Annotated in this window: 15 protein-coding genes; 9 read left to right on the forward strand and 6 right to left on the reverse strand. The window is 41.0% G+C overall.

The window, feature by feature from the left end:
• Positions 1-128: 128 nt before the first annotated feature.
• A complete protein-coding gene (locus D9T12_RS05590; protein ID WP_130537254.1) occupies positions 129-2,345 on the forward strand; it encodes an NADP-dependent isocitrate dehydrogenase in 2,217 nt (738 codons plus the stop codon).
• An 86-nt stretch (positions 2,346-2,431) separates the two neighbouring features.
• Positions 2,432-2,779, forward strand: coding sequence for a hypothetical protein (locus D9T12_RS05595; protein ID WP_130537255.1), 348 nt, complete (start codon positions 2,432-2,434; stop codon positions 2,777-2,779).
• A gap of 20 nt (positions 2,780-2,799) precedes the next feature.
• On the opposite strand, the gene D9T12_RS05600 is transcribed toward D9T12_RS05595, so the two are convergent.
• The 4 genes from D9T12_RS05600 to D9T12_RS05615 form a co-directional block, all read right to left on the reverse strand.
• The gene (locus tag D9T12_RS05600; RefSeq protein WP_130537256.1) at positions 2,800-4,914 is read right to left on the reverse strand and encodes a bifunctional diguanylate cyclase/phosphodiesterase; all 2,115 of its coding nucleotides are present in this window, start codon (positions 4,912-4,914) and stop codon (positions 2,800-2,802) included.
• Positions 4,915-4,916: 2 nt separating this feature from the next.
• Positions 4,917-5,810 carry a phosphate/phosphite/phosphonate ABC transporter substrate-binding protein gene (locus D9T12_RS05605; protein ID WP_130537257.1) on the reverse strand — a complete coding sequence of 298 codons (894 nt, stop codon included), beginning with the start codon at positions 5,808-5,810 and terminating at the stop codon, positions 4,917-4,919.
• Between the two features lie 147 nt (positions 5,811-5,957).
• Positions 5,958-6,674, reverse strand: coding sequence for a YebC/PmpR family DNA-binding transcriptional regulator (locus D9T12_RS05610; protein WP_130537258.1), 717 nt, complete (start codon positions 6,672-6,674; stop codon positions 5,958-5,960).
• Positions 6,675-6,735: 61 nt separating this feature from the next.
• Positions 6,736-7,302 carry a PhnA domain-containing protein gene (locus tag D9T12_RS05615; RefSeq protein ID WP_130537259.1) on the reverse strand — a complete coding sequence of 189 codons (567 nt, stop codon included), beginning with the start codon at positions 7,300-7,302 and terminating at the stop codon, positions 6,736-6,738.
• 150 nt (positions 7,303-7,452) lie between these two features.
• Between D9T12_RS05615 and D9T12_RS12535 the strand changes: the two genes are divergently transcribed.
• The 3 genes from D9T12_RS12535 (at position 7,453) to clpA (ending at position 11,162) form a co-directional block, all read left to right on the forward strand.
• Positions 7,453-8,484, forward strand: a complete 1,032-nt coding sequence (locus D9T12_RS12535; protein ID WP_420824242.1) for a DnaJ domain-containing protein — start codon at positions 7,453-7,455, stop codon at positions 8,482-8,484.
• 114 nt (positions 8,485-8,598) lie between these two features.
• Positions 8,599-8,916: an ATP-dependent Clp protease adapter ClpS gene (gene clpS, locus D9T12_RS05625; protein WP_130537261.1), complete on the forward strand. Its 318-nt coding sequence runs from the start codon at positions 8,599-8,601 to the stop codon at positions 8,914-8,916.
• Complete coding sequence (clpA, locus tag D9T12_RS05630; RefSeq protein WP_130537262.1) at positions 8,916-11,162, forward strand: ATP-dependent Clp protease ATP-binding subunit ClpA; 2,247 nt, start codon at positions 8,916-8,918, stop codon at positions 11,160-11,162. The genes clpS and clpA overlap by 1 nt, the downstream gene beginning before the upstream one ends.
• 147 nt (positions 11,163-11,309) lie before the next feature.
• On the opposite strand, the gene infA is transcribed toward clpA, so the two are convergent.
• Complete coding sequence (gene infA / locus D9T12_RS05635) at positions 11,310-11,528, reverse strand: translation initiation factor IF-1 (protein ID WP_130537263.1); 219 nt, start codon at positions 11,526-11,528, stop codon at positions 11,310-11,312.
• 142 nt (positions 11,529-11,670) lie between these two features.
• The gene (aat, locus tag D9T12_RS05640; RefSeq protein WP_130537264.1) at positions 11,671-12,450 is read right to left on the reverse strand and encodes a leucyl/phenylalanyl-tRNA--protein transferase; all 780 of its coding nucleotides are present in this window, start codon (positions 12,448-12,450) and stop codon (positions 11,671-11,673) included.
• 248 nt (positions 12,451-12,698) lie between these two features.
• Between aat and dnaE the strand changes: the two genes are divergently transcribed.
• From dnaE to D9T12_RS05660, 4 genes are all read left to right on the forward strand, one after another.
• Entirely contained in the window at positions 12,699-16,187 is a 3,489-nt protein-coding gene (gene dnaE, locus D9T12_RS05645; RefSeq protein ID WP_130537265.1) for a DNA polymerase III subunit alpha, read from the forward strand.
• Between the two features lie 391 nt (positions 16,188-16,578).
• Positions 16,579-18,531, forward strand: a complete 1,953-nt coding sequence (acs, locus tag D9T12_RS05650) for an acetate--CoA ligase (RefSeq protein WP_130537266.1) — start codon at positions 16,579-16,581, stop codon at positions 18,529-18,531.
• A 303-nt stretch (positions 18,532-18,834) separates the two neighbouring features.
• Positions 18,835-19,053 carry a DUF485 domain-containing protein gene (locus D9T12_RS05655; RefSeq protein WP_130537267.1) on the forward strand — a complete coding sequence of 73 codons (219 nt, stop codon included), beginning with the start codon at positions 18,835-18,837 and terminating at the stop codon, positions 19,051-19,053.
• The gene (locus tag D9T12_RS05660; RefSeq protein ID WP_130537268.1) at positions 19,053-20,663 is read left to right on the forward strand and encodes a sodium/solute symporter; all 1,611 of its coding nucleotides are present in this window, start codon (positions 19,053-19,055) and stop codon (positions 20,661-20,663) included. The genes D9T12_RS05655 and D9T12_RS05660 overlap by 1 nt, the downstream gene beginning before the upstream one ends.
• Position 20,664 lies beyond the last annotated feature (1 nt).

The following is a 20,664-nucleotide window of genomic DNA, read 5'->3' on the forward strand; positions in this document are numbered from 1 at the left end:
TTTTCAGCTTGATAAGCCCATTTCTCGCCAACTCAAAAGCAGCTAAGGTAGAATATTACGCAGTTTGAATTGTTAAATGGTGGCTTGGTTCGGAAGGATTAAGGTCACCTCTGAATTAAGGATCGAATATGAGCAAAATTCTCTACACACTGACTGATGAAGCGCCAATGCTGGCAACTTACTCTTTTTTGCCAATTGTGCAGGCCTTTACTAAGGCGGCAGGCGTTGAAGTGGAAACACGTGATATTTCATTAGCTGGGCGTATTCTTGCGAATTTTCCAGATAGACTCAACCCCGAACAGCGCATAGGTGATGCTTTAACGGAATTGGGTGAAATGGCAAAAACGCCGGAAGCGAACATTATCAAGTTGCCAAACATTTCGGCTTCGATTCCTCAGTTAACCGCAGCAATTAAAGAGTTGCAATCGAAAGGTTATGATGTTCCTGATTATCCAGCGAATCCTGCTAATACTGAAGAAGAAAACATTAAAGCGACTTATGCAAAAGTTTTAGGTTCTGCTGTTAACCCAGTTTTGCGTGAAGGGAATTCTGACCGTCGTGCGCCAGCGTCTGTGAAAAACTACGCTAAACAAAATCCTCATTCCATGGGCGCTTGGAGCGAAGATTCTCAAACACGAGTTGCACATATGGAGTCCGGCGATTTTTACGGTTCAGAAAAATCGACCACATTGAGTGAAGAGTCTAGTTTCAAAATTGAATTTGTTGCTGAAGATGGAACTGTCAAAGAATTGAAAGCCGCCGCACCTCTGAAAAAAGGTGAAGTCTTGGATGCATCAGTCATGTCACAGTCGGCATTGCGTGCATTTTTAAAAGAAGCGATTGCAGAAGCGAAAGAAAAGGGTGTTCTGTTTTCACTTCACATGAAAGCGACTATGATGAAGGTTTCTGACCCGATTATTTTCGGTCAAGCGGTTACTGTATTTTTTGAGGACGTGTTTACAAAGCACGCAAAAACGTTTGAAGAAATTGGGGTCAATGTTAATAACGGTTTGGGTGATGTATTTGCCAAGATTGCAAATTTGGATGATGCGAAGCGGACTGAAATCGAAGCTGATTTGACTGCGGTAATGGAAAGTGGCCCAGAGCTTGCCATGGTCGATTCCGATAAAGGTATTACCAACTTGCATGTTCCGTCAGATGTGATTATTGACGCTTCAATGCCTGCTATGATTCGTAATTCTGGAAAAATGTGGGATAAAGCCGGTAAAACTCAGGACACGATTGCCGTGATTCCTGATCGCTGTTATGCATCAGTTTATGAAGAAACCGTTCGTTTCTGTAAGCACTATGGTGCTTTTGATCCAACGACAATGGGGACGGTTCCAAATGTTGGTTTAATGGCGCAGAAAGCCGAAGAATACGGTTCACATGATAAGACTTTCCAAGCAGAAAGTTCTGGGGTTATCCGTGCTGTTGACGCTAAGGGTGAAGTGCTGTTGGAGCAGAATGTTGAGGCTGGTGATGTTTTCCGCATGTGTCAAACCAAAGATGCGCCAATACAAGACTGGGTAAAATTAGCGGTATCTCGTGCTCGTGCAACGGGTTGGCCAGCCGTTTTCTGGTTGGATGCAGAGCGTGCACATGATCATGAAATCATTAACAAGGTAAATGAATACCTTGCTCATCATGATGTATCCGGTTTAGAAATTCACATCATGACACCTGCCGAAGCGACTCGTTTTACATTGCGCCATGTAAAAGATGGTAAGAATGTGATTTCGGTGACGGGGAACGTTTTACGTGATTACCTAACGGATTTATTCCCGATTTTAGAGCTTGGAACTTCTGCAAAAATGCTTTCAATCGTGCCATTGATGAATGGTGGTGGATTGTTTGAAACTGGCGCAGGTGGCTCTGCACCAAAACACGTTCAACAATTAGTGTCAGAAAACCACTTACGTTGGGATTCATTGGGTGAGTTTTTGGCTCTAGCGGTATCGCTTGAACATTTGTCTCAAAACTTCAATAACCCAAAAGCACAAGTTTTAGCGGATACTTTGGATAAAGCCACTGGAAGCTTTTTGAATGAAAACAAATCGCCATCCCGTAAGGTTGGAGAGCTGGATAACCGTGGATCACATTTCTATTTAGCGATGTATTGGGCACAAGAGCTTGCTGCACAAAATGATGATTCAGAACTGAAAGCACTCTTTGCTCCGATCGCTGAAAAAATGCTTGAAAGTGAGTCAGCTATTCTTTCTGAACTTAATGGTGTTCAAGGACAATCTGTCGAATTAGAGGGTTATTACAAACCGGATGCCAAGAAAGCATCATTCGCAATGCGTCCGAGCACAACGTTCAACGCTATTATTGATTCTATTTAATGATTTATTACCGGCCGGTAGACTTTCTTTAGGGCATAAATAGACCCAAAGGTTAAGTTCTATCGCGGGTTCGAAAGGAGAATCGAATGAAAGATAAGTTTATTAAAAAACCGCAATTTTTGGCAGCGAGTCTTTTAATCATGCTGACCATTGGTATTGCAGGTGACAATTTTACGTTCCTACAAACCATTATTGGTTTAATGGCTTGGTTCATGATTTGGCCAATGAAAGACTTACCAACAAGCTATTATGGTCAATGGTTTATTGCTGGTATGTTTGGTGGTGCTGCGCTGTTAGTGTTTGGTGTTTTCTTACAGCTTTTTGGCATGGCTTATGCCGCAGGTATCGGTTATCTGATTTTCTGGGCAATGGCGGCCGCAACGGTGTATTTCTTAGTGTTAAACCCAAGAAATATTGTTGAAGAAAGAGAATGAGGCTCTTTGATTATTTAGATTTAAGTTGTTTGATCTCTTATTAATTTCTCAAACTCTTTCCTGGGAACTGGGCAACTGAAATAGTATCCCTGCCCGTAATCACACTTCATTGCTTTAAGCATCTCAAGTTGTTGCTGAGTTTCAATTCCTTCGGCGACAACTTTCATTTGAAAACTATGTGCCATGGCAATTGTTGCCCTAACCAGCCCAAGATCTGATGGGTCATCGGTTATATCACTAATAAAACTTTTATCGATTTTTAAAGCTGTAAAGGGATAATTTCGCAGATAGCTTAAAGAGGAATATCCTGTTCCAAAGTCATCCATATATATATTTAACTTCATATCACAAAGCTCTTGAAGCGCTTCTTCAACGTGTGAATACCCAGTAATTAGTGTTCCTTCGGTTATTTCTAAATTTATAGTCGAATTTTTCAATTGATGTTTCTGTAGCAGTCCTTGAATGTTGTTGACAAGCTCCATTGAACGAAATTGAAGTGGGGATAGGTTGACTGATAGGGTAAATTCACTTAAATAGTTCTCTTGCCAATATTTTGCTTGTGAAAAGGAGTGAGAGAGAACAAAGTGGCCAATTTCATTAATCACTCCTAATTGTTCTGCAATCGGAATGAATTCTTCAGGGGAGACTTGGCCAAATTCTGAACTGTTCCAACGAAGTAAAGCTTCTGCTCCAGTAATCTTGTCGTTTTTTAAGGAGACAATCGGTTGGTAGTAAATTTCTAACTCATGTTTTTTTAGGGCATTGTGTAATTGTTCTTCTATGTTTAATCGACGAGTTACTTTTTCGTTGAGTTCCTTAGTAAAAAAGGAATAGGTGTTTCTACCAAGTTCTTTAGCTCGATACATAGCTGTATCTGCATTTTGAAGAATAGTTTGTGGGTCCTCCCCATCATTGGGGTAGAGGGCAACGCCAATACTGGTTGTCAGTAGTAGTTCTCGGTTTTCAATTGGTAAAGGACTGCGAAACTGTTCAAGTAATTTTTCTGCGATTAATTGCGCTTCAATCATTGATGGTAAATCTGCTAAAAGGATAATGAATTCATCGCCTCCAAGACGACCAACAGTATCACCTAGTCGGGTAACTTGGATGAGTCGATTGGCGACTTCTATCAGCAGTTTGTCACCAACATCGTGACCTAGTGTATCGTTAACTTTTTTAAAGTCGTCTAGGTCAAAAAACATGACGGCAATGATCTCATCCTTGCGTTTGGCTTCATCGATCGATTGTTTTAGTCGATCCATAGATAGAAAGCGATTGGGTAGGCCGGTTAAATGATCAAAATGTGCCTGCTGTTGAATTTGATTTTTGGCAATGGATATATCATTTGCCATCTGCTTAAGAGAAGCTGACAGTTGGTCTACTTCATTTCTAGCCTGTACTTTTGCCGGAATTTGATAGTTCAAATTTCCAGCAGCAAATTCCTTTGCAGCTTTAGTCATTTCAGCAATGGGTTTTGAAAAGGACTTTCTTGCTTTTACTCCGAGCAAAACACTGACAATGAGAATAACAAAAAGGCCAATTGCTCCAACAATTATGAGTGCTTGATGAAACTTAGTAATGCTAGAATTAACATCATCTTGTAGCCTTGCGACTAATATTTGGTCTTTTTCTTGGGAGAATACAATTCGGATATAGCCAACCGGTTTATGTTCAATCCCAATTTTTGCAAAGATAACTCTTTGACCTTGATCATTGTGAGTTAGGTAACTTTGCTTGTCTTTTAAAGGCTCGGGAATAACAATGCTTTTTCCATAGTTTCTATTAGCTTCAGTCCCATCTGTAATAATTGTGCCAGTAAGGTCGGTAATTAGAATTGATTTAGGTTTTAGCCAGCCTTTTAATTGATAAAGTTCGTCATTGAGTAGTGATATATCAAATTCATAAATAGGGTTAAAAAGTCTCAGGTTGATATAACGAAGATTACTTTTCAGTATCGCTTCGGAATCATTTAAGTAAGTTTCCGAAAAAGAAGCTGTTAGCTCGTTTTGTAGCTTTTGGGTTCTGTCCAATATAAGAAATGCAACTAATCCTAAAACGAAAATCACTAAAGTGCTTGCCGTCAACGCAAATGAAAAAACGAATTGAGTACTTAATTTATTAAAAAACTTTGGCATGGCTAATGGTGAAGTAAATTATCCCAATATTTAAGGTTTTCTTGGTCTTCGCTACTGAGGTGTTCGATTTTTTTGATATTGGCAGCCGCTTTTAAAGCTTTTTGACCTTCTTCTGAAAGGTGAGCATCAACCAAAATCTGATTGACACTATTCTTTATTCGGTTTGAAGTGGATGACGTGAAAGAAAACAGCCATCTTAAAATCGGTCTGGTTTGCCCAATAATTTTTAGATCTTTTTTTATAACCGTTGGAATACGCTCCCAATCGCCATTATTAAACGCGCCAACTTGTGCCTTTCTATTGTGGACCCAGTATGCTTGATTTGATTCAGAGCCAGAAAAAACATAGGGGATTGTTTTGCTTGTATTCGTAGCTTGTCCGAATTCCATCAATTGATAGCCTAAGGATTCTAAAGTGATTTTTGGAATAAAGTAAGCTGAAGTTGAGCGTGGTGCTTCAAAGGCCATTAAGTGACCAGAAAGGTTTTCAAGTGAGTTGAGTTTATTTTTTCTGTGTGTAAAAAAGACAGAGTGATATTGCCGTTGACCTTTGCGCCAGATAAGCAATTCTGGGTGTAGCTTTTGAGTACGTTTTTTAAGTATTAAACTTGGAATGACACCTTCAAAAATTGCATCGACTTTTCCATTCTCAATGAGGATAGCAAGCTCTTCAATACTTTCGACTACAACAAGAGGAGCGACCTGAATATTTAGCTCAGATAGTTTTTGTTTTAAATAGTTATTTAAGGGTAAGTACTGTTTTAAAGCATGATCAGAACGGTCAGGACGTTCATTGACGACTGCCAGTTGGAAGTCATCTTGTGCAAATATTGGAAAAGAAAGCGACAAGACAATTAAGGCCAATACCTTAAATCTCCATTTATGTAAGTAAATCATTTGCCAATCCAGCGGTGATCTTTTAAATCAACTATATAACAGAGTGATGTTCAATAAATGAAGATTTATGACAAAGGCAATACATTATATCTTGCCTTTCTTAACGGTGTTTATGGTAGTTTTGCTTCGCTCAACTGCCGGTGATATCTATAATTCGATATCAAAGTAAACGTTTTGTACATCATCTACGTTTTCAAGCGCTGCAATGAACTTTTCAAAGTTTTCTAAATCTTCGCCTTCAAGTTTTTTGGTGAGGTTAGGTACAAATTGAATCTCATCTACATCAAATTCAATTCCCTCAAATGCTTCCATCAACGCCGTTTTTGCTTTGTTATATTCTGTATTTGGCACAAATACAGTCGCTTTAGCATCCTCAACTTCTACGTCAGTGACATCCACATCAGCCATCAACAAAGCTTCAAGAATTTCTTCGTCATCTTCCGCTGAAAAAACAAAGATTGCTGCGTGATCGAACATGTGAGCGACAGATCCAGGTGTTCCAATTTTTGCATTGGCTTTGTTAAAAACGCCACGTAAATCACCAAATGTACGATTAGGGTTGTCAGTTAAACAATCGATAATTACCATTGAGCTTCCTGGGCCATAGCCTTCGTAGCGAGCAACAGAAAAATCTTCGCCGCCTCCACCGGTGGCTTTATCAAGGGCTTTTTCAATTACGTGTGCTGGCACTTGCTCTTTTTTTGCGCGTTCAATCAAACCGGCCAAAGCAAGGTTTCCAGAGGTTTCTGCACCACCGCTTTTTGCACACATATAGATTTCTTTCGAAAATTTACTGTAAACCTTAGCTTTTTGATCCGAGGTTTTCGCCATCGATTCTTTACGGTTTTGGTAAGCTCTTCCCATACTAATCTCCGTGGGTAATCATTAAGTCGTTATTATTAAATTTCTGTGAATTGAATTGGTTTTAGAGTTTTTTCAAGTAAGCTGCGACCAATACAATTTGCGTGCCGTTTACTTTACCTTCAACATGCAAAGGGTTATCACTCATTCGAATACCTTTAACAGTGGTCCCACGCTTCGCAGTAAAGTTCGCACCTTTAACAACAAGGTCTTTGATTAAGGTTACATCGTCACCTTCTTTAAGAGGGGTGCCGTTCGAATCGACCGTGTTGGAGATTTCTTCTTCTTGAGCAATACCGGCTTTCGCCCACTCTAGCACATCGTCTTCAAGGTACATCATATCCAAAAGGTCTTGAGGCCAGCCTTCAGCGCGAAGACGGTCAAGCATACGGTAAGCCACAACTTGAACGGCTGTTACAGGCGACCACATTGAATCATTCAAGCAGCGCCAATGATTAGCATCCATTGGAGACACTTCGGTGATTTGATTACGACAGGTTTCGCAAGCAAATACGCTTTGTTCTGCTGTCCCATCAGAAGGGTCAACACTCAATACCTGAACATTTTCGGTACTTCCACATAGTTCACATTTATGGCCACTGCGTTCAATGAGTGCTTGTTCAACTGACATCTTAAGAATCTCCTAAATTTCAAAACGCATATTATGCCCGAAATGAATCGATTTTTGACTATTGCATGAAAAGTTTCGTGAAAGCCGAAGATAAAAACTTTAGAATTAAGTTTTTACTTTAATGCCTAACTTTTTCTTTGGATGATTAATTTGCCATTTGACTTATCAATAGACTATTTTGCGGTTCTTGGAGTGCATTATGGTGCCAGTACCGACCAGGTCAAAAAAGCATATCGAAAAATGGCGCGACGTTATCATCCAGACGTTTCCAAAATTCGCGATGCAAAGGAAAAATTCCAAGAAATTTCCGAGGCGTATGAGATTCTTCGTAAATATCGGGAAGATTACTGTCGCCAATATAGTCGTAAGTTAGAAGAAAAAAGGACACAGTCACGTTATCAACAGGCTCGAAGTGCTCAAGCAGCATCTACAAGTCCGAATCGTTCAGCGAGAGAGGCTAAAAACCATACCCGTGCAAAGGATCCAAAATGGCAGGATCAACGCAAACATGATAAGCAGCAAGACTATGGTTTTCAATCTGACTCTAGAGCTAAATCTGATAAAAACCAGCATTCGGAACACAGTAAGCAACAGGAGTTTCAATGGGAATTCCAGTCGCGTTATGAAGGCGTTCATAGACCGATTCATGGAAAAGACCGAATCATCGAGTATCCGCTTACCCTACGGTATGCAATTCGTCAGTTACGAATTGGACGTTTTTATGTGCCGGGGCTAAAGGTCAGCATGAAGTTTACCCGTCAGGCATTTGAGGGAAAAACGTTCCGTATTGCTGGTAAAGGATATCGTGGACTGTTTGGAGGGCGGGATGGTGACTTTTTGGTGAGGTTTCAGATTCGATTGGATGAAGAACGATTTGAGCTTAAAGACGGTGATCTTTATGCAAAATACTTTGTTGCACCTTCTCTGCTGCATCCTGGTCGGACTATTATGCTTGATACCCCCGGAGGGCGCGTCGATTTGGTTTTACCTGAAAACTTTGCCAAACAGGAATACTTTAAAGTCCCCAAAATGGGGTTGCCAGAAGACGAATTTCACCGGCCGGGAGATTTATTTGTGAAAATTTTGCCGCGTGAAACTGAGAAAACCAAACCTCAACAAAAAACACAGTCCTCTTCCACATCAAAGCAAACGAGAGGCTTTGAAGTAAAAAACTCGCAATAATCGGTTTAAATATTTAAATCCTGTTGCACAGGGCTTGAAATTTAACGCTTAATCCATACAAATAAGTCAGATTAATGACTAAATCTTAACCAGTTACATATTGGATAAACACAAATGCCGCATTCCCACGATTATGATGATGGAAATCTCTTGCTGGAAACAGCTAAGCCTAAGTTGAAACCACCTCGCCGTTATCAAGTGGTGTTGATGAATGATGATTTCACGCCGATGGATTTTGTAGTGGAAGTCTTGCAGGAGTTTTTTGGAATGGATTTAGAAAAAGCCAATAGTGTCATGATGCAAGTTCATCGCAATGGCAAAGGCGTGTGTGGTGTATACAGTCGAGAAGTCGCTGAAATGAAAGTTAACCAGGTGAATCGTTATTCTCGAGAAAACGGCCACCCACTAATGTGTCAATTGGAGATGCTTTAATGCTAAGCAAAGGGCTACAAATGAACTTGAGTAATGCGTTTGGCATTGCTCATAAATACGAGCATGAATTTGTGACACTTGAGCACTTATTACTTGAATTGCTAAACGAAGAATCGGTTCAAGAGGTTGTTGCTGCTTGTGGTGCCGATGTAGATGCCATTGAAACAGGGTTGATAGATTACCTTGAATCTGAAGAAGCCGCACCAAATGTAGCCGAGCTGCAACCGACCATGAGTTTTCAACGAGTCATTGAGCGTGCAATCTATTTCGTGCAAGGTCACGGCTACCCTGAAGTTTCAGCGGTACATGTCTTTGTTTCGTTATTTGGAGAAGAGGAATCGCACGCAGTCTATTTGCTTGAAGTGCATGGCGTAGATCGCTTGAAAGTTCAGCAGTTTCTATCACATGGCGTGGCGTCAGAATCTGAAGATCATTTGCCGATTCAATCGGAAAACAGCGAATCTGAAACATCACCGGCCGGTGAGAAAGGTGAAGCTGATCCCTTAAGCTCTTATACAACTGATCTCAATGCAGAAGTTGAAGCAGATCGTATTGACCCGATTATTGGCCGAGCATGGGAGTTAGAGCGGACGCAAGAAGTGCTCAGTCGTCGCCGGAAAAATAATCCCTTGCTAGTGGGTGAGCCCGGAGTTGGAAAAACGGCCGTTGCAGAAGGTTTAGCCTACAAAATTGTTAAAGGCGAAGTGCCTGAGAGCTTGAAAGAGGCACGTGTTTATACTCTAGATATGGGTGCTTTGTTGGCGGGGACACGTTATCGCGGTGATTTTGAAAAGCGATTTAAAGCGCTGCTTAAAGCTTTGCAAGAGCATGAAGACTCGATTTTATTTATTGATGAGATTCATACGGTCATTGGAGCTGGAGCGGTTCAGGGAGGTGCAATGGATGCCTCAAATTTAATGAAACCTGCTTTGTCATCTGGAAAACTGCGTTGTATTGGTGCGACCACATATGAGGAGTTTCGTGGAATTTTTGAAAAAGATCGTGCATTAGCTCGACGTTTTCAAAAGGTGGATATTAATGAGCCGACACAGGCCGAATGTGTGCAGATTTTAAAAGGGTTAAAAACACAATATGAATCTCATCATAATGTGAAATATACGCTTCCAGCGATTAAAGAAGCTGTTGCTTTATCTGCACGATATATTACTGAGCGTCATTTGCCGGATAAAGCGATTGATGTGATTGATGAAGCGGGTGCGAAGCAAGCCTTGGCTGTGCCTTCTAAGCGAAAAAAACAGATTGGTGTGCACGAGATTCAACAAATTGTTGCTTCAATTGCCAGAATTCCAGTAACCCAAATTACCCAAAAAGAGCGCGATAAACTACATGACTTAGAACCGAGTTTAAAACGTGTGATTTTTGGGCAAGACAATGCGGTTGAGCAAGTGGTTTCAGCGATTAAACTTGCTCGTTCTGGATTGGCTGACCCAAATAAGCCAACGGCTTCTTTTCTGTTTGCAGGGCCTACTGGTGTCGGAAAAACTGAATTGACACAGCAGTTAGCAAATCACTTGGGTGTTGAAATGATTCGTTTTGATATGTCGGAATACATGGAGCGTCATACGGTTTCTCGTCTGATTGGGGCACCACCGGGTTATGTTGGCTTTGATCAAGGTGGGTTGTTGACTGAAGCAGTGAATAGGCAGCCGCACGCAATTGTCTTGTTGGATGAAATCGAAAAAGCGCATCCAGACGTATTTAATATTCTGTTACAAGTGATGGATCATGGAACTCTAACCGATAATAACGGGCGTAAAGCAGACTTTCGTAATGTGACGTTGATTATGACTTCTAATGTAGGGGCGGAGCAAATGGCTCGTGCAAGCATTGGCTTCACTATGCAAGATCACAGTCAAGATTTCGATGGCGAGCTGAAAAAAGTTTTCACCCCAGAGTTTCGAAACCGCTTGGATGGCGTGATTCAGTTTAATCGATTATCACAAGATTCGATGGAATCTGTAGTCAATAAGTTTATCTATCAGTTAGAAAGTTTGTTGCTTGAGAAAAAAGTTTCAATAAAACTTACGCAGTCAGCAAGAAGTTGGTTAGCAAAACATGGGTATGATCCATTAATGGGGGCAAGACCAATGGCACGATTAGTCAAAGAAAAATTGAAACAACCTATTTCTGAGATGTTGCTATTCGGGGATTTGAAAAATGGTGGAAAGGTTACGGTTGACTGTGAAGAAGATCGTTTGAAATTTAAAGAAGAGGCGGGTGCATAAATTGATTGTTGCTACCGAGAACTGAATTGTTTAGGGAATAAACAAAGGGAATAAACAAAGGGAATAAACAAAAAAACCTCCAAGGAAGCGATCCAAAGAGGTTTTTTTTAAGGGTAGAGATTTATTAGTTTTAAACTTACTTAGCGCTTATTTGCCGCGATAAGTAATACGACCTTTTGTTAAATCGTAAGGCGTTAGTTCAACTTTTACTGAATCACCAGCAAGAATTCGGATGTAGTTTTTGCGCATACGTCCAGAGATGTGCGCCAATACTTGATGACCATTCTCTAGTTCTACTTTAAACATGGTGTTTGGAAGTGTTTCTAGTACAACACCATCGAATTCAATTACGTCTTGCTTGCCCATAAGTCTGTTATTACCCTTATTTAGAAAAAAATTTGGCGCGAATTATAACAGAAATTTTTTTATGTATTTAATTATTTACACATAAGCCTTATGGATAACAGCGTTGCCTTTATTAAGTTGTCTATAAGGATTAAATAGTCGACTAAATAAAACGACTTTGCGAGTAATGCTGTTGAGCAAGGGAAAACCAGTCATCCGTAAAATGCCAAGTTTTATTCTCGAAAGATTGGTTAATTAAACCTGACAAATCCCGTTCAAATTCCGCTCGTGGAATTTGCACTGCACCCATACTATTCAAGTGATCTGTTTCCACTTGAGTGTCAATCATTGAAAAACCCCAAGCTTGGAGTTGCATACTCAGGGCGACAAGAGCAATTTTAGAGGCATCTGCATGTTTGGCGAACATTGATTCGCCAAAAAACATTTTGCCAATGGCTACACCATAAAGCCCGCCAACTAGTTCGCCTTGTTGCCAAATCTCAACAGAATGTGCATGTCCTAGTTGGTGAAGTTTTTGGTAGGATATCAGCATATCATTCGTTATCCATGTTCCAGACTGGCCGCCTCTTGGAACTTCAGAACAATTTCTCATAACCTCTGTAAATGATTGATCTAAAGTGATTTTAAATTCTGGATCTTGCATTTTTTGTTTAATTCTTTTCCAAAGACTGCGGCGTATTTTGATGGCATCAACGGGTAAAACACTTCGTGGGTTCGGGGTCCACCAAAGAATTGGTTCTCCAGGATTAAACCATGGAAACAGTCCAACACTGTAAGCATGCAATAACCATTCTGGTGTTAAATCCCCCCCAATTGCCAGCAGGCCATCTGGCTCATTCATTGCAAGACTTGTTGGAGGGAAATAAACAGGTTCTCTATCAAGCCAAAAAGGTGCTTGAGTTGCAGGCTTGAAATGGCTCATGAGCGATATTCCTTAGCTTTGGATTAGAATTATTTACTTTCGTACCCTGTTTTTCAGTATGTAGAGGATAAGATGATTTTTAACTACTTGATTCTATTAACAAGGTATTAACATTAAAAAAGTTAACGGCCATTTTATAGAAAATTTAAGTCACTGGGGATTGCTGTAACCGTTAAAATGGGTGGCAAATTTTATCAATGTTTAAAAATTTAAACCAAACTTAGCCGTTTGTCGGCTGTCTGCGATTTATGACTGATCTTACCCGTAATAATTTTGTACACCTTCATGTCCACTCTGAATATTCAGTTGTCGATGGAACACTTAGAGTTAAGGATTTAATTTCGAAAGCCTCCGCATTTGAACAACCAGCGGTTGCTCTGACAGATCAGTCGAACCTTTACGCTCTTGTTAAATTTTATAGCAGCGCAATAGGGGCCGGTATAAAACCAATAGTGGGTTCTGAAATCTGGTTGGAAGATGAACAGACATCAGAAGTTTTTCGAGTAGTTTTGCTTTGCCAAAATTCACAGGGCTATTTGAACTTATCTCATTTATTGTCGATGGGCTTTCTGAAGAACCAGCAGATTCATCAATCACAGCAAGTGCCGCTGATTAAGCGTGCTTGGTTAGCGGAGTACAGTGACGGGTTAATTGCTCTCTCTGCTGGGCGAGAAGGTGATGTCGGTGTTGCACTTCTTGCACAAAACCAAGCCTTAGTCGCTCAGCGTGTCCAATGGTGGCAAAAACATTTTCCTAACCGCTATTATCTGGAACTGATTCGTACCGGCCGGGAGAATGAGGAAACTTATCTTCAGTTAGCTCTGTTATTGTCTGAGCAGTATTCTTTACCGGTTGTAGCAACCAATGATGTGCGATTCATGACGCCCGAAGATTTTGAGGCGCATGAAGTTCGTACTTGTATTCATGATGGCTATATTTTAATTGACCAAAACCGCCCTAAGCGTTATTCGGAACAGCAGTATCTGCGTTCAACCGATGAAATGTTGGCGTTATTTTCTGATATCCCCGAAGCTCTGCAAAACTCGTTTGAAATCGCCAAACGCTGTTCGTTGGATTTAACCCTTGGCACTTATTTCTTACCCGACTTCCCAATTACTGAAGGCATGACGATGGATGAATTTTTTGTCCAAGAGAGTCATCAAGGTCTGGATGAGCGTTTAGAGTTTTTGTTTGGCCAAGAGACACCTGATGTTCAAGCGAAAAAAAGAGCGGAATATTACGATCGTATTAAGTTTGAGCTCGATATTATTTTGCAAATGGGGTTTCCAGGTTACTTCTTAATTGTTGCCGATTTTATTCAGTGGGCAAAAAATCACCAAATTCCGGTTGGTCCAGGGCGTGGGTCAGGTGCTGGTTCATTGGTAGCGTACGCGCTAAAAATTACCGATTTGGATCCGATTAAATATGACCTGCTATTTGAACGTTTTCTAAACCCAGAACGTGTTTCCATGCCTGACTTTGATGTTGATTTTTGTATGGATCGACGTGATGAAGTGATTGATTATGTTTCACGACATTATGGGCGAGACCATGTGTCGCAAATTGTGACCTTCGGAACCATGGCTGCCAAGGCCGTTGTGCGTGACGTTGGGCGTGTTTTGGGAATGGGTTATGGTGCCGTGGATAGCATTGCCAAACTGATTCCAAACGAGTTGGGAATTAAACTCAAAGATGCAGTTGAAGAAGAGGAAATGAAAGCGCGTCGAGAGTCGGATGAAGATGCGGACCAGTTGCTTGAACTGGCATTAAAGCTTGAGGGGACTGTTCGAAATACCGGTAAACACGCAGGGGGTGTAGTTATCGGTCCCAAACCTCTAGATCATTTTTGTCCTGTTCAGTCAGAAGCAGATGGTTCTTCTGTAGTGACACAATTGGATAAAAATGATGTTGAAACTGCTGGATTAGTGAAATTTGACTTCTTAGGTCTTCGAACTCTAACCATCATTGATTGGGCGTTGCAGTCTATTAATGGCAATAAAACGCCTAATGATGAGGGTTTTTTGGATATTGCGCGAATTCCGTTAGATGATGGGCAAACGTTTGAGTTAATTAAAACGGGTAAAACTACCGGGATTTTCCAGCTAGAGTCGTCTGGTATGCAAAACTTGATTGTTAAACTGCGTCCGGACTGTTTTGAAGACATTATCGCTTTGGTTGCATTATTTCGTCCTGGTCCGCTTGAATCCGGAATGGTTGATAACTTTATCAATCGAAAACATGGTCGCGAAAAAGTTTCGTATCCAGATCCGCAATTTCAGCATGACAGTCTGCAACCGATTCTAGAGCCCACGTATGGAGTCATTCTTTACCAAGAGCAAGTTATGCAGATTGCACAGGTTTTAGCCGGTTATACACTCGGTGGCGCTGATTTGCTCCGACGAGCAATGGGTAAAAAGAAACCTGAAGAAATGGCCAAACAGCGCTCAGTCTTTAAAGATGGTGCTGTAGGAATTGGGGTCGACGGTGATTTGGCCATGAAAATATTCGACTTGGTTGAAAAATTTGCCGGTTATGGTTTTAACAAATCTCACTCGGCAGCTTATGCATTGGTTTCTTATCAGGCCGCTTGGCTGAAAACGCATTATCCAGCTGAATTTATGTCCGCGCAGATTTCTTCTGACATGGATAACACAGAAAAAGTCGTTCATATGATCAATGAGTGTTATGCGATGGGCTTGACGGTTAACCCTCCTAATATTAATTTGGGACAAATTCATTTTAAACCGGCCGGTGACAATGCGGTTAATTATGGTTTGGGTGCAATTAAAGGTGTCGGTGAATCTGCTTTAGAAGGAGTCATTGCTGAAAGGAGTGCAAATGGAGCCTTCACGGATTTATTTGATTTTGCGTTACGTGTTGGTAAAAAACTGAATAAACGAGTGATTGAATCATTGATTCGTTCTGGGGCTTTGGATTGTTTGCATGATAATCGTAATGCAATGTTGCAAAGCATTCCAATGGCTTTGAAACAGGCTGAGCAACAGATTAAAAATGAAGCCGCTGGGCAAAGTGATCTGTTTGGAGAAATGCTGAGTGTTGATCACGCAGGTGAAAATAAGCTTATTGAGGTGAGTGAGCTTGCACAAAAGCAAAAATTGGCGTTTGAAAAAGATACTTTGGGTCTTTATATGACAGGGCACCCAATTGATACTTACGAGCAAGAGCTAAAACAGTTGATAAATCGCTCCTTAATTAATTTGCGTCCAGATAAATGGGAAAAAGTTTGGGTGGCTGGATTAGTCATGGCTATGCGAGCAAAATTTACTAAATCGGGCTCCAAAATGGGCTTTTTAACATTGGATGATAAAACCGCTCGTGTTGATGTTGCCTGTCGACCAGCAGTATTTGAGGCGATCGTTGAAGATATTCAGCCAGATATGGTAGTCATGGTCTATGGCAAGGTAGCAGAAGATACCTTTAATGGTGGAATAAAGGTTGATGCAGAGCAAGTTGTGAGTTTGGCAGAAGCTCGCGTTGAACGTGCTCGCGCATTGAAATTATTTATGAATTCTGAAAAATTGCACTTTGATGATGTGGGTTTGATTGTGGATATTTTTGATGCTTATCAATCTGAAAATGGCTTGCCGTTAGTTGTTGAATATGAAAATAGTGTTGGACGAGTACAGTTGAAAAGCCAGAAAAAATATTCTCCAGAAGATGATTTGTTAGAAATGCTGGATGCAAAAGGTTTTCGTCCAGAAGTTGTGCTCAATTAATTGATAAAACTCTTTTCATATTTAGGCTGTGCTTGGAGTTGGTCTGCTTGCCTATTAATTGTGATTAACTTTCGTAAAAAAAGTCAGAGGTTGATTGTTTTCGGGGTGCGATTTTTTCAGTCAACTGGTAAACTTCCACTAAATTTTTACCCGTAAGGGATAGATTAACCGGCCGGTAGAGATTCATTGGTAAAATGAAGGCTCTATCGGCGATTTAGATTAGATCGCTTGCAAAACTCGCTTAGGGCTTAGCGAAAAATATTTTTATTTGAACATACTGAAGTGCTTACAAGTTCTAGTACGACAGTGGTGTGCTAAAAAAATATTTTGCGGTACGGCATAGTGCGGTTTGCAGGACGAAAATTGAATACTCAGACGCTTAGGAGTAACCATGTCAAACATTGAATCGGTGCTTTCCGAAACACGTGTTTTTGAATTAGATGATAACGCAAAAGCGCAATTTGCGATTAGCCAAGAAAAATTGGATCAAATGCGAGCGAAAGCAGCTTCTGACCATGTTGGTTTTTGGTCAGATTTAGCGCGTGAAAAACTCTCTTGGTCAAAACCCTTTACGGTTGGTTTAGACGAATCAAAAGCGCCGCATTATGAATGGTTTACGGATGGTGAGTTAAATGTTTCTTACAACTGTATTGATCGTCATCTAGAAAATAAAGCCGATAAAACAGCGATTATTTTTGAAGGCGATCAAGGTGATATCGAAAGATACACTTATAAAGAGCTTCATGATCAAGTTTGTCGTTTTGCTAACACCTTAACTGCGCAAGGTATCGAAAAAGGTGATCGTGTCATTATTTATATGCCAATGATTCCACAAGCAGTTATAGCCATGCAGGCGTGTGCACGTATTGGCGCAATCCACTCTATTGTGTTTGGTGGCTTCTCTGCAGAAGCATTGCGCGATCGAGTTGAAGATGCGGGTGCGAAAATGGTGATTACGACGAACGGTTCTCGTCGTGGTGGTAAGACAATCCCTCTTAAAGGCGCGGTTGATACGGCACTTGAGAAAGGGTGCAGAAGTATTGAGAAAGTCATCGTTTATCGTCGTACAGATGATGTGGTTGCTATGAAAGATGGCCGTGATATTGATTGGATGGAAGCTGAAGCAGGCATGAGTAATTACCATGAACCTGTTGCAGTAAATTCTGAACATCCGCTGTTTTTGCTTTACACCTCCGGCTCAACAGGAAAACCAAAAGGGGTTCAGCATTCGTCGGGTGGTTATTTATTAAATGCTCAGTTAACAAATGAGTGGATGTTTGATTTAAATGATGATGATGTATTCTGGTGTACTGCAGATGTGGGTTGGATTACAGGTCACTCGTATGTCGCTTACGGACCTCTTTCTGTCGGTGCAACAATCGTCATGTTTGAAGGTGTTCCGACTTATCCAGATGCAGGTCGTTTTTGGCAAGTCTGTCAAGACCATAGTGTGACTGTGTTTTACACTGCACCTACCGCTATTCGCGCTTTAATGAAATTTGGTGCTGATTTACCACAGAAATATGATTTAAGTAAGTTACGTCTGCTTGGAACGGTTGGTGAACCTATTAACCCTGAAGCATGGATGTGGTATTACGAAGTAATTGGACAAAGCCGTTGCCCAATTATTGATACGTGGTGGCAAACTGAAACCGGTGCTCACATGATTGCACCTTTCCCTGTAACGCCACTAAAACCTGGTTCTTGTACGCAGCCACTTCCTGGAATTGATGCGGCAATTTTGGATGAAGAGGGTAATGAACTTGGTCGAGGTGAAGGTGGATTATTAGTTATCAAAAAACCTTGGCCGTCAATGATTCGAAATGTTTGGGGACAGCCTGAGCGTTATCAAACCACTTACTTCCCTCTTGAAGGCCAAAATTATTACGTAGTTGGAGACTCGGCTTATCAAGATGATGATGGATATTTCTGGATTCTAGGGCGCGTCGATGATGTTCTTAACGTCTCGGGTCACCGACTAGGAACGATGGAAATTGAATCGGCATTGGTTTCGCATGAAAAAGTGGCTGAAGCGGCAGTAGTGGGTCGTCCTCATGATGTTAAGGGCGAGGCAGTTGCTGCGTTTGTGGTTCTTAATGTGGACATGCCAGAAGGTGAAGAGCGAGAAGCCTTGATTCAAGAATTGCGTAATTGGGTTGCGGCTGAAATTGGGCCAATTGCTAAACCTGATGATATTCGTTTTGGAACGAACCTTCCAAAAACACGTTCAGGAAAAATTATGCGACGCTTACTTCGAACGATAGCGAAGGGAGAAGAAATCACGCAAGATACTTCAACGCTTGAAGATCCATCAATTTTGGATCAATTTCAGAAAAATGTGTAAGTTTTAACCTTAGAATTTTAGGCTAACGCTTAATGAACCGGAGTTTGGTAAGTACTGAATTCCGGTTTTTTTATACCTTAAAAAAATGTAAATTGTATTTTTTATAAAGTCAGCTTGTTTAATCAGATGACCTTATAAATATGAGCGCTTACTAATATAAAGTTTTTGGATTGCAGTATTTATGAATTCGGGTTTTTTTTGTTTTTGCATTGCGTCATAATACCCACCGAATTTATGGGTTTCATAAACCTATAGCATAAGCCTGTTTTAGGCAAAAACTACTAAAACCAACTAGGGGACTTTATGGGAAATAAAGTTAAATTTTCTGCTATTTTGTTGGCAGTTTATACCGTCCTGTACTTTGGTGTTGCACTAATGGTTAGTGCAAGCTTCAAAGACCTTGCGGCGACTGAAATTGCGGGTGCACCACTGGCAATCTGGGGTGGATTGGTTGTAATTATCACTGGCGTGATCATTACCCGTCTGTATTTGAAAAAAATGGATTCCGAGGAAACTAACTAATGGAAAATTTAGTTGCATTAATTATCGTTGGTCTCGGGATTGCATTGTCAATCGCGATTAGTTTTTACCACTCCAAATCGACCAGTAGTACTGCGAACTTCTATGTTGCAGGTGGAGGTCTGTCACCAAAAGTAAACGGTCTAGCAATGTTAGGTGATTACGCTTCTGCAGCAAGTTTCTTGGGGGTCGCTGGAGCGGTTGCCTTACTTGGTGTTGATGGTTGGTGGCTTGCAATTGGTTTCTTTGCTGCATGGATTGTGGTTTTGATTGCGATTTCTAGCCCATTGAAAAACGTTGGTAAGTTTACTGTGGCAGATGTATTAAATGCCCGCTTTACAGAAAACTCGACTAAAATTCGTACGGTTGCAATGGCATCGACGCTTGTACTTTGTGTCATGTATTTGGTTCCACAGATCGTAGGTGCTGGACATCTGTTTGGTTTGTTATTGGGTTGGGACTATCTTCCAACCGTTTTGGTGACTGGATCTTTGATGGCACTGTTTGTCATTATTGGCGGTATGAAAGGAACGTCTTATAACCAAGCCATCCAAGGTGCGATTCTGTTTGGTGCGATGTTATTCTTGCTGGTATTCGGTGTGATTCACTTATTCGGTGGTAACCCTGCTGGAGTGATTGAAGCATCAGAGCAAATGGTTCCAGCAAAACTTGCCGCTGAAAATGCAGCAGCTGTTGCAGCGGCTCAAGCGGCTGGATCTCCTGGTGAAGCTGTCGATGCAGTTCGTGCATTGATGCCTGAAGCGGCTTCTGCTGTGACGCCGGGAGTTGGACTTCGTGACTTTGCAAACCAAGCATCTCTCGTTATTGCTTTGTTTTTAGGTGTTCTTGGTCTTCCTCATATCCTTATTAAGTTCTATACAGTTTCTAATGCATCTGATGCTCGTAAATCTGCAGAAATCACGATTTGGGGTCTGGCGGTATTCTATGCAGCAATCTTCTTTGTTGGTTTGATTGCAATGTATGCATTGTATCCTGAGCTGTTGAAGCTGATTGCGGATGGTAAAGTGGGTGTTGCGAAAAACATGACTATGCCAATGTTAGGTGACATGTTAGGTGGTCAAATCCTGATGGGTGTGATTGCAGCTGGTGCGATGGCAGCAATGCTTTCAACGTCTGCTGGTTTATTGATTTCTGCCACGTCTTCACTTTCTCATGACCTTTATAAAGGTGTGATTAACCCGAACTCCACAGATGAGCAAGAACTTCGTTTTGCGAAAATCGGTGCTTTCTTCCTAGCAGTTGTTGCAATTGCAATGTCTGTATGGCTTAAAGAAGAAAACGTCGCAATGCTTGTAGGTATGTGTTTCGGTATTGCAGCTTCAACTTTTGCACCTGCGCTTGTATTCGCTGTTTGGTGGAAAGGTTTGACTAGTCAAGCAGTTATCTGGGGTATGGCAACGGGTCTAGTGCTTTCATTGCTATTCACCTTTTCAAAATTCTTCGGTGCGAAAACAATGTTGGGTCTAGATGTTCTAGTGAACCCAGCACTTTATTCTGTACCTGTTGCGATTATCGTAACGCTTGTGGTTGCCAAAATGACAAGTGACAAAGGTAACGTTGAAGAGTTTATGGAAAAAGCACACGGCAAATAAG

The sequence above is a fragment of the Thiomicrorhabdus indica genome, from assembly GCF_004293625.1.
Classification (GTDB): Bacteria; Pseudomonadota; Gammaproteobacteria; order Thiomicrospirales; family Thiomicrospiraceae; genus Thiomicrorhabdus; species Thiomicrorhabdus indica.

Excerpts from the sequence above, each read along its gene's own strand:
- D9T12_RS05590 (WP_130537254.1), top strand. The coding sequence starts at position 129 with ATGAGCAAAATTCTCTACACACTGACTGATGAAGCGCCAATGCTGGCA.
- D9T12_RS05595 (WP_130537255.1), top strand. The coding sequence starts at position 2,432 with ATGAAAGATAAGTTTATTAAAAAACCGCAATTTTTGGCAGCGAGTCTT.
- D9T12_RS05600 (WP_130537256.1), bottom strand. The coding sequence starts at position 4,914 with ATGCCAAAGTTTTTTAATAAATTAAGTACTCAATTCGTTTTTTCATTT.
- D9T12_RS05605 (WP_130537257.1), bottom strand. The coding sequence starts at position 5,810 with ATGATTTACTTACATAAATGGAGATTTAAGGTATTGGCCTTAATTGTC.
- D9T12_RS05610 (WP_130537258.1), bottom strand. The coding sequence starts at position 6,674 with ATGGGAAGAGCTTACCAAAACCGTAAAGAATCGATGGCGAAAACCTCG.
- D9T12_RS05615 (WP_130537259.1), bottom strand. The coding sequence starts at position 7,302 with ATGTCAGTTGAACAAGCACTCATTGAACGCAGTGGCCATAAATGTGAA.
- clpS (WP_130537261.1), top strand. The coding sequence starts at position 8,599 with ATGCCGCATTCCCACGATTATGATGATGGAAATCTCTTGCTGGAAACA.
- clpA (WP_130537262.1), top strand. The coding sequence starts at position 8,916 with ATGCTAAGCAAAGGGCTACAAATGAACTTGAGTAATGCGTTTGGCATT.
- infA (WP_130537263.1), bottom strand. The coding sequence starts at position 11,528 with ATGGGCAAGCAAGACGTAATTGAATTCGATGGTGTTGTACTAGAAACA.
- aat (WP_130537264.1), bottom strand. The coding sequence starts at position 12,450 with ATGAGCCATTTCAAGCCTGCAACTCAAGCACCTTTTTGGCTTGATAGA.
- dnaE (WP_130537265.1), top strand. The coding sequence starts at position 12,699 with ATGACTGATCTTACCCGTAATAATTTTGTACACCTTCATGTCCACTCT.
- acs (WP_130537266.1), top strand. The coding sequence starts at position 16,579 with ATGTCAAACATTGAATCGGTGCTTTCCGAAACACGTGTTTTTGAATTA.
- D9T12_RS05655 (WP_130537267.1), top strand. The coding sequence starts at position 18,835 with ATGGGAAATAAAGTTAAATTTTCTGCTATTTTGTTGGCAGTTTATACC.
- D9T12_RS05660 (WP_130537268.1), top strand. The coding sequence starts at position 19,053 with ATGGAAAATTTAGTTGCATTAATTATCGTTGGTCTCGGGATTGCATTG.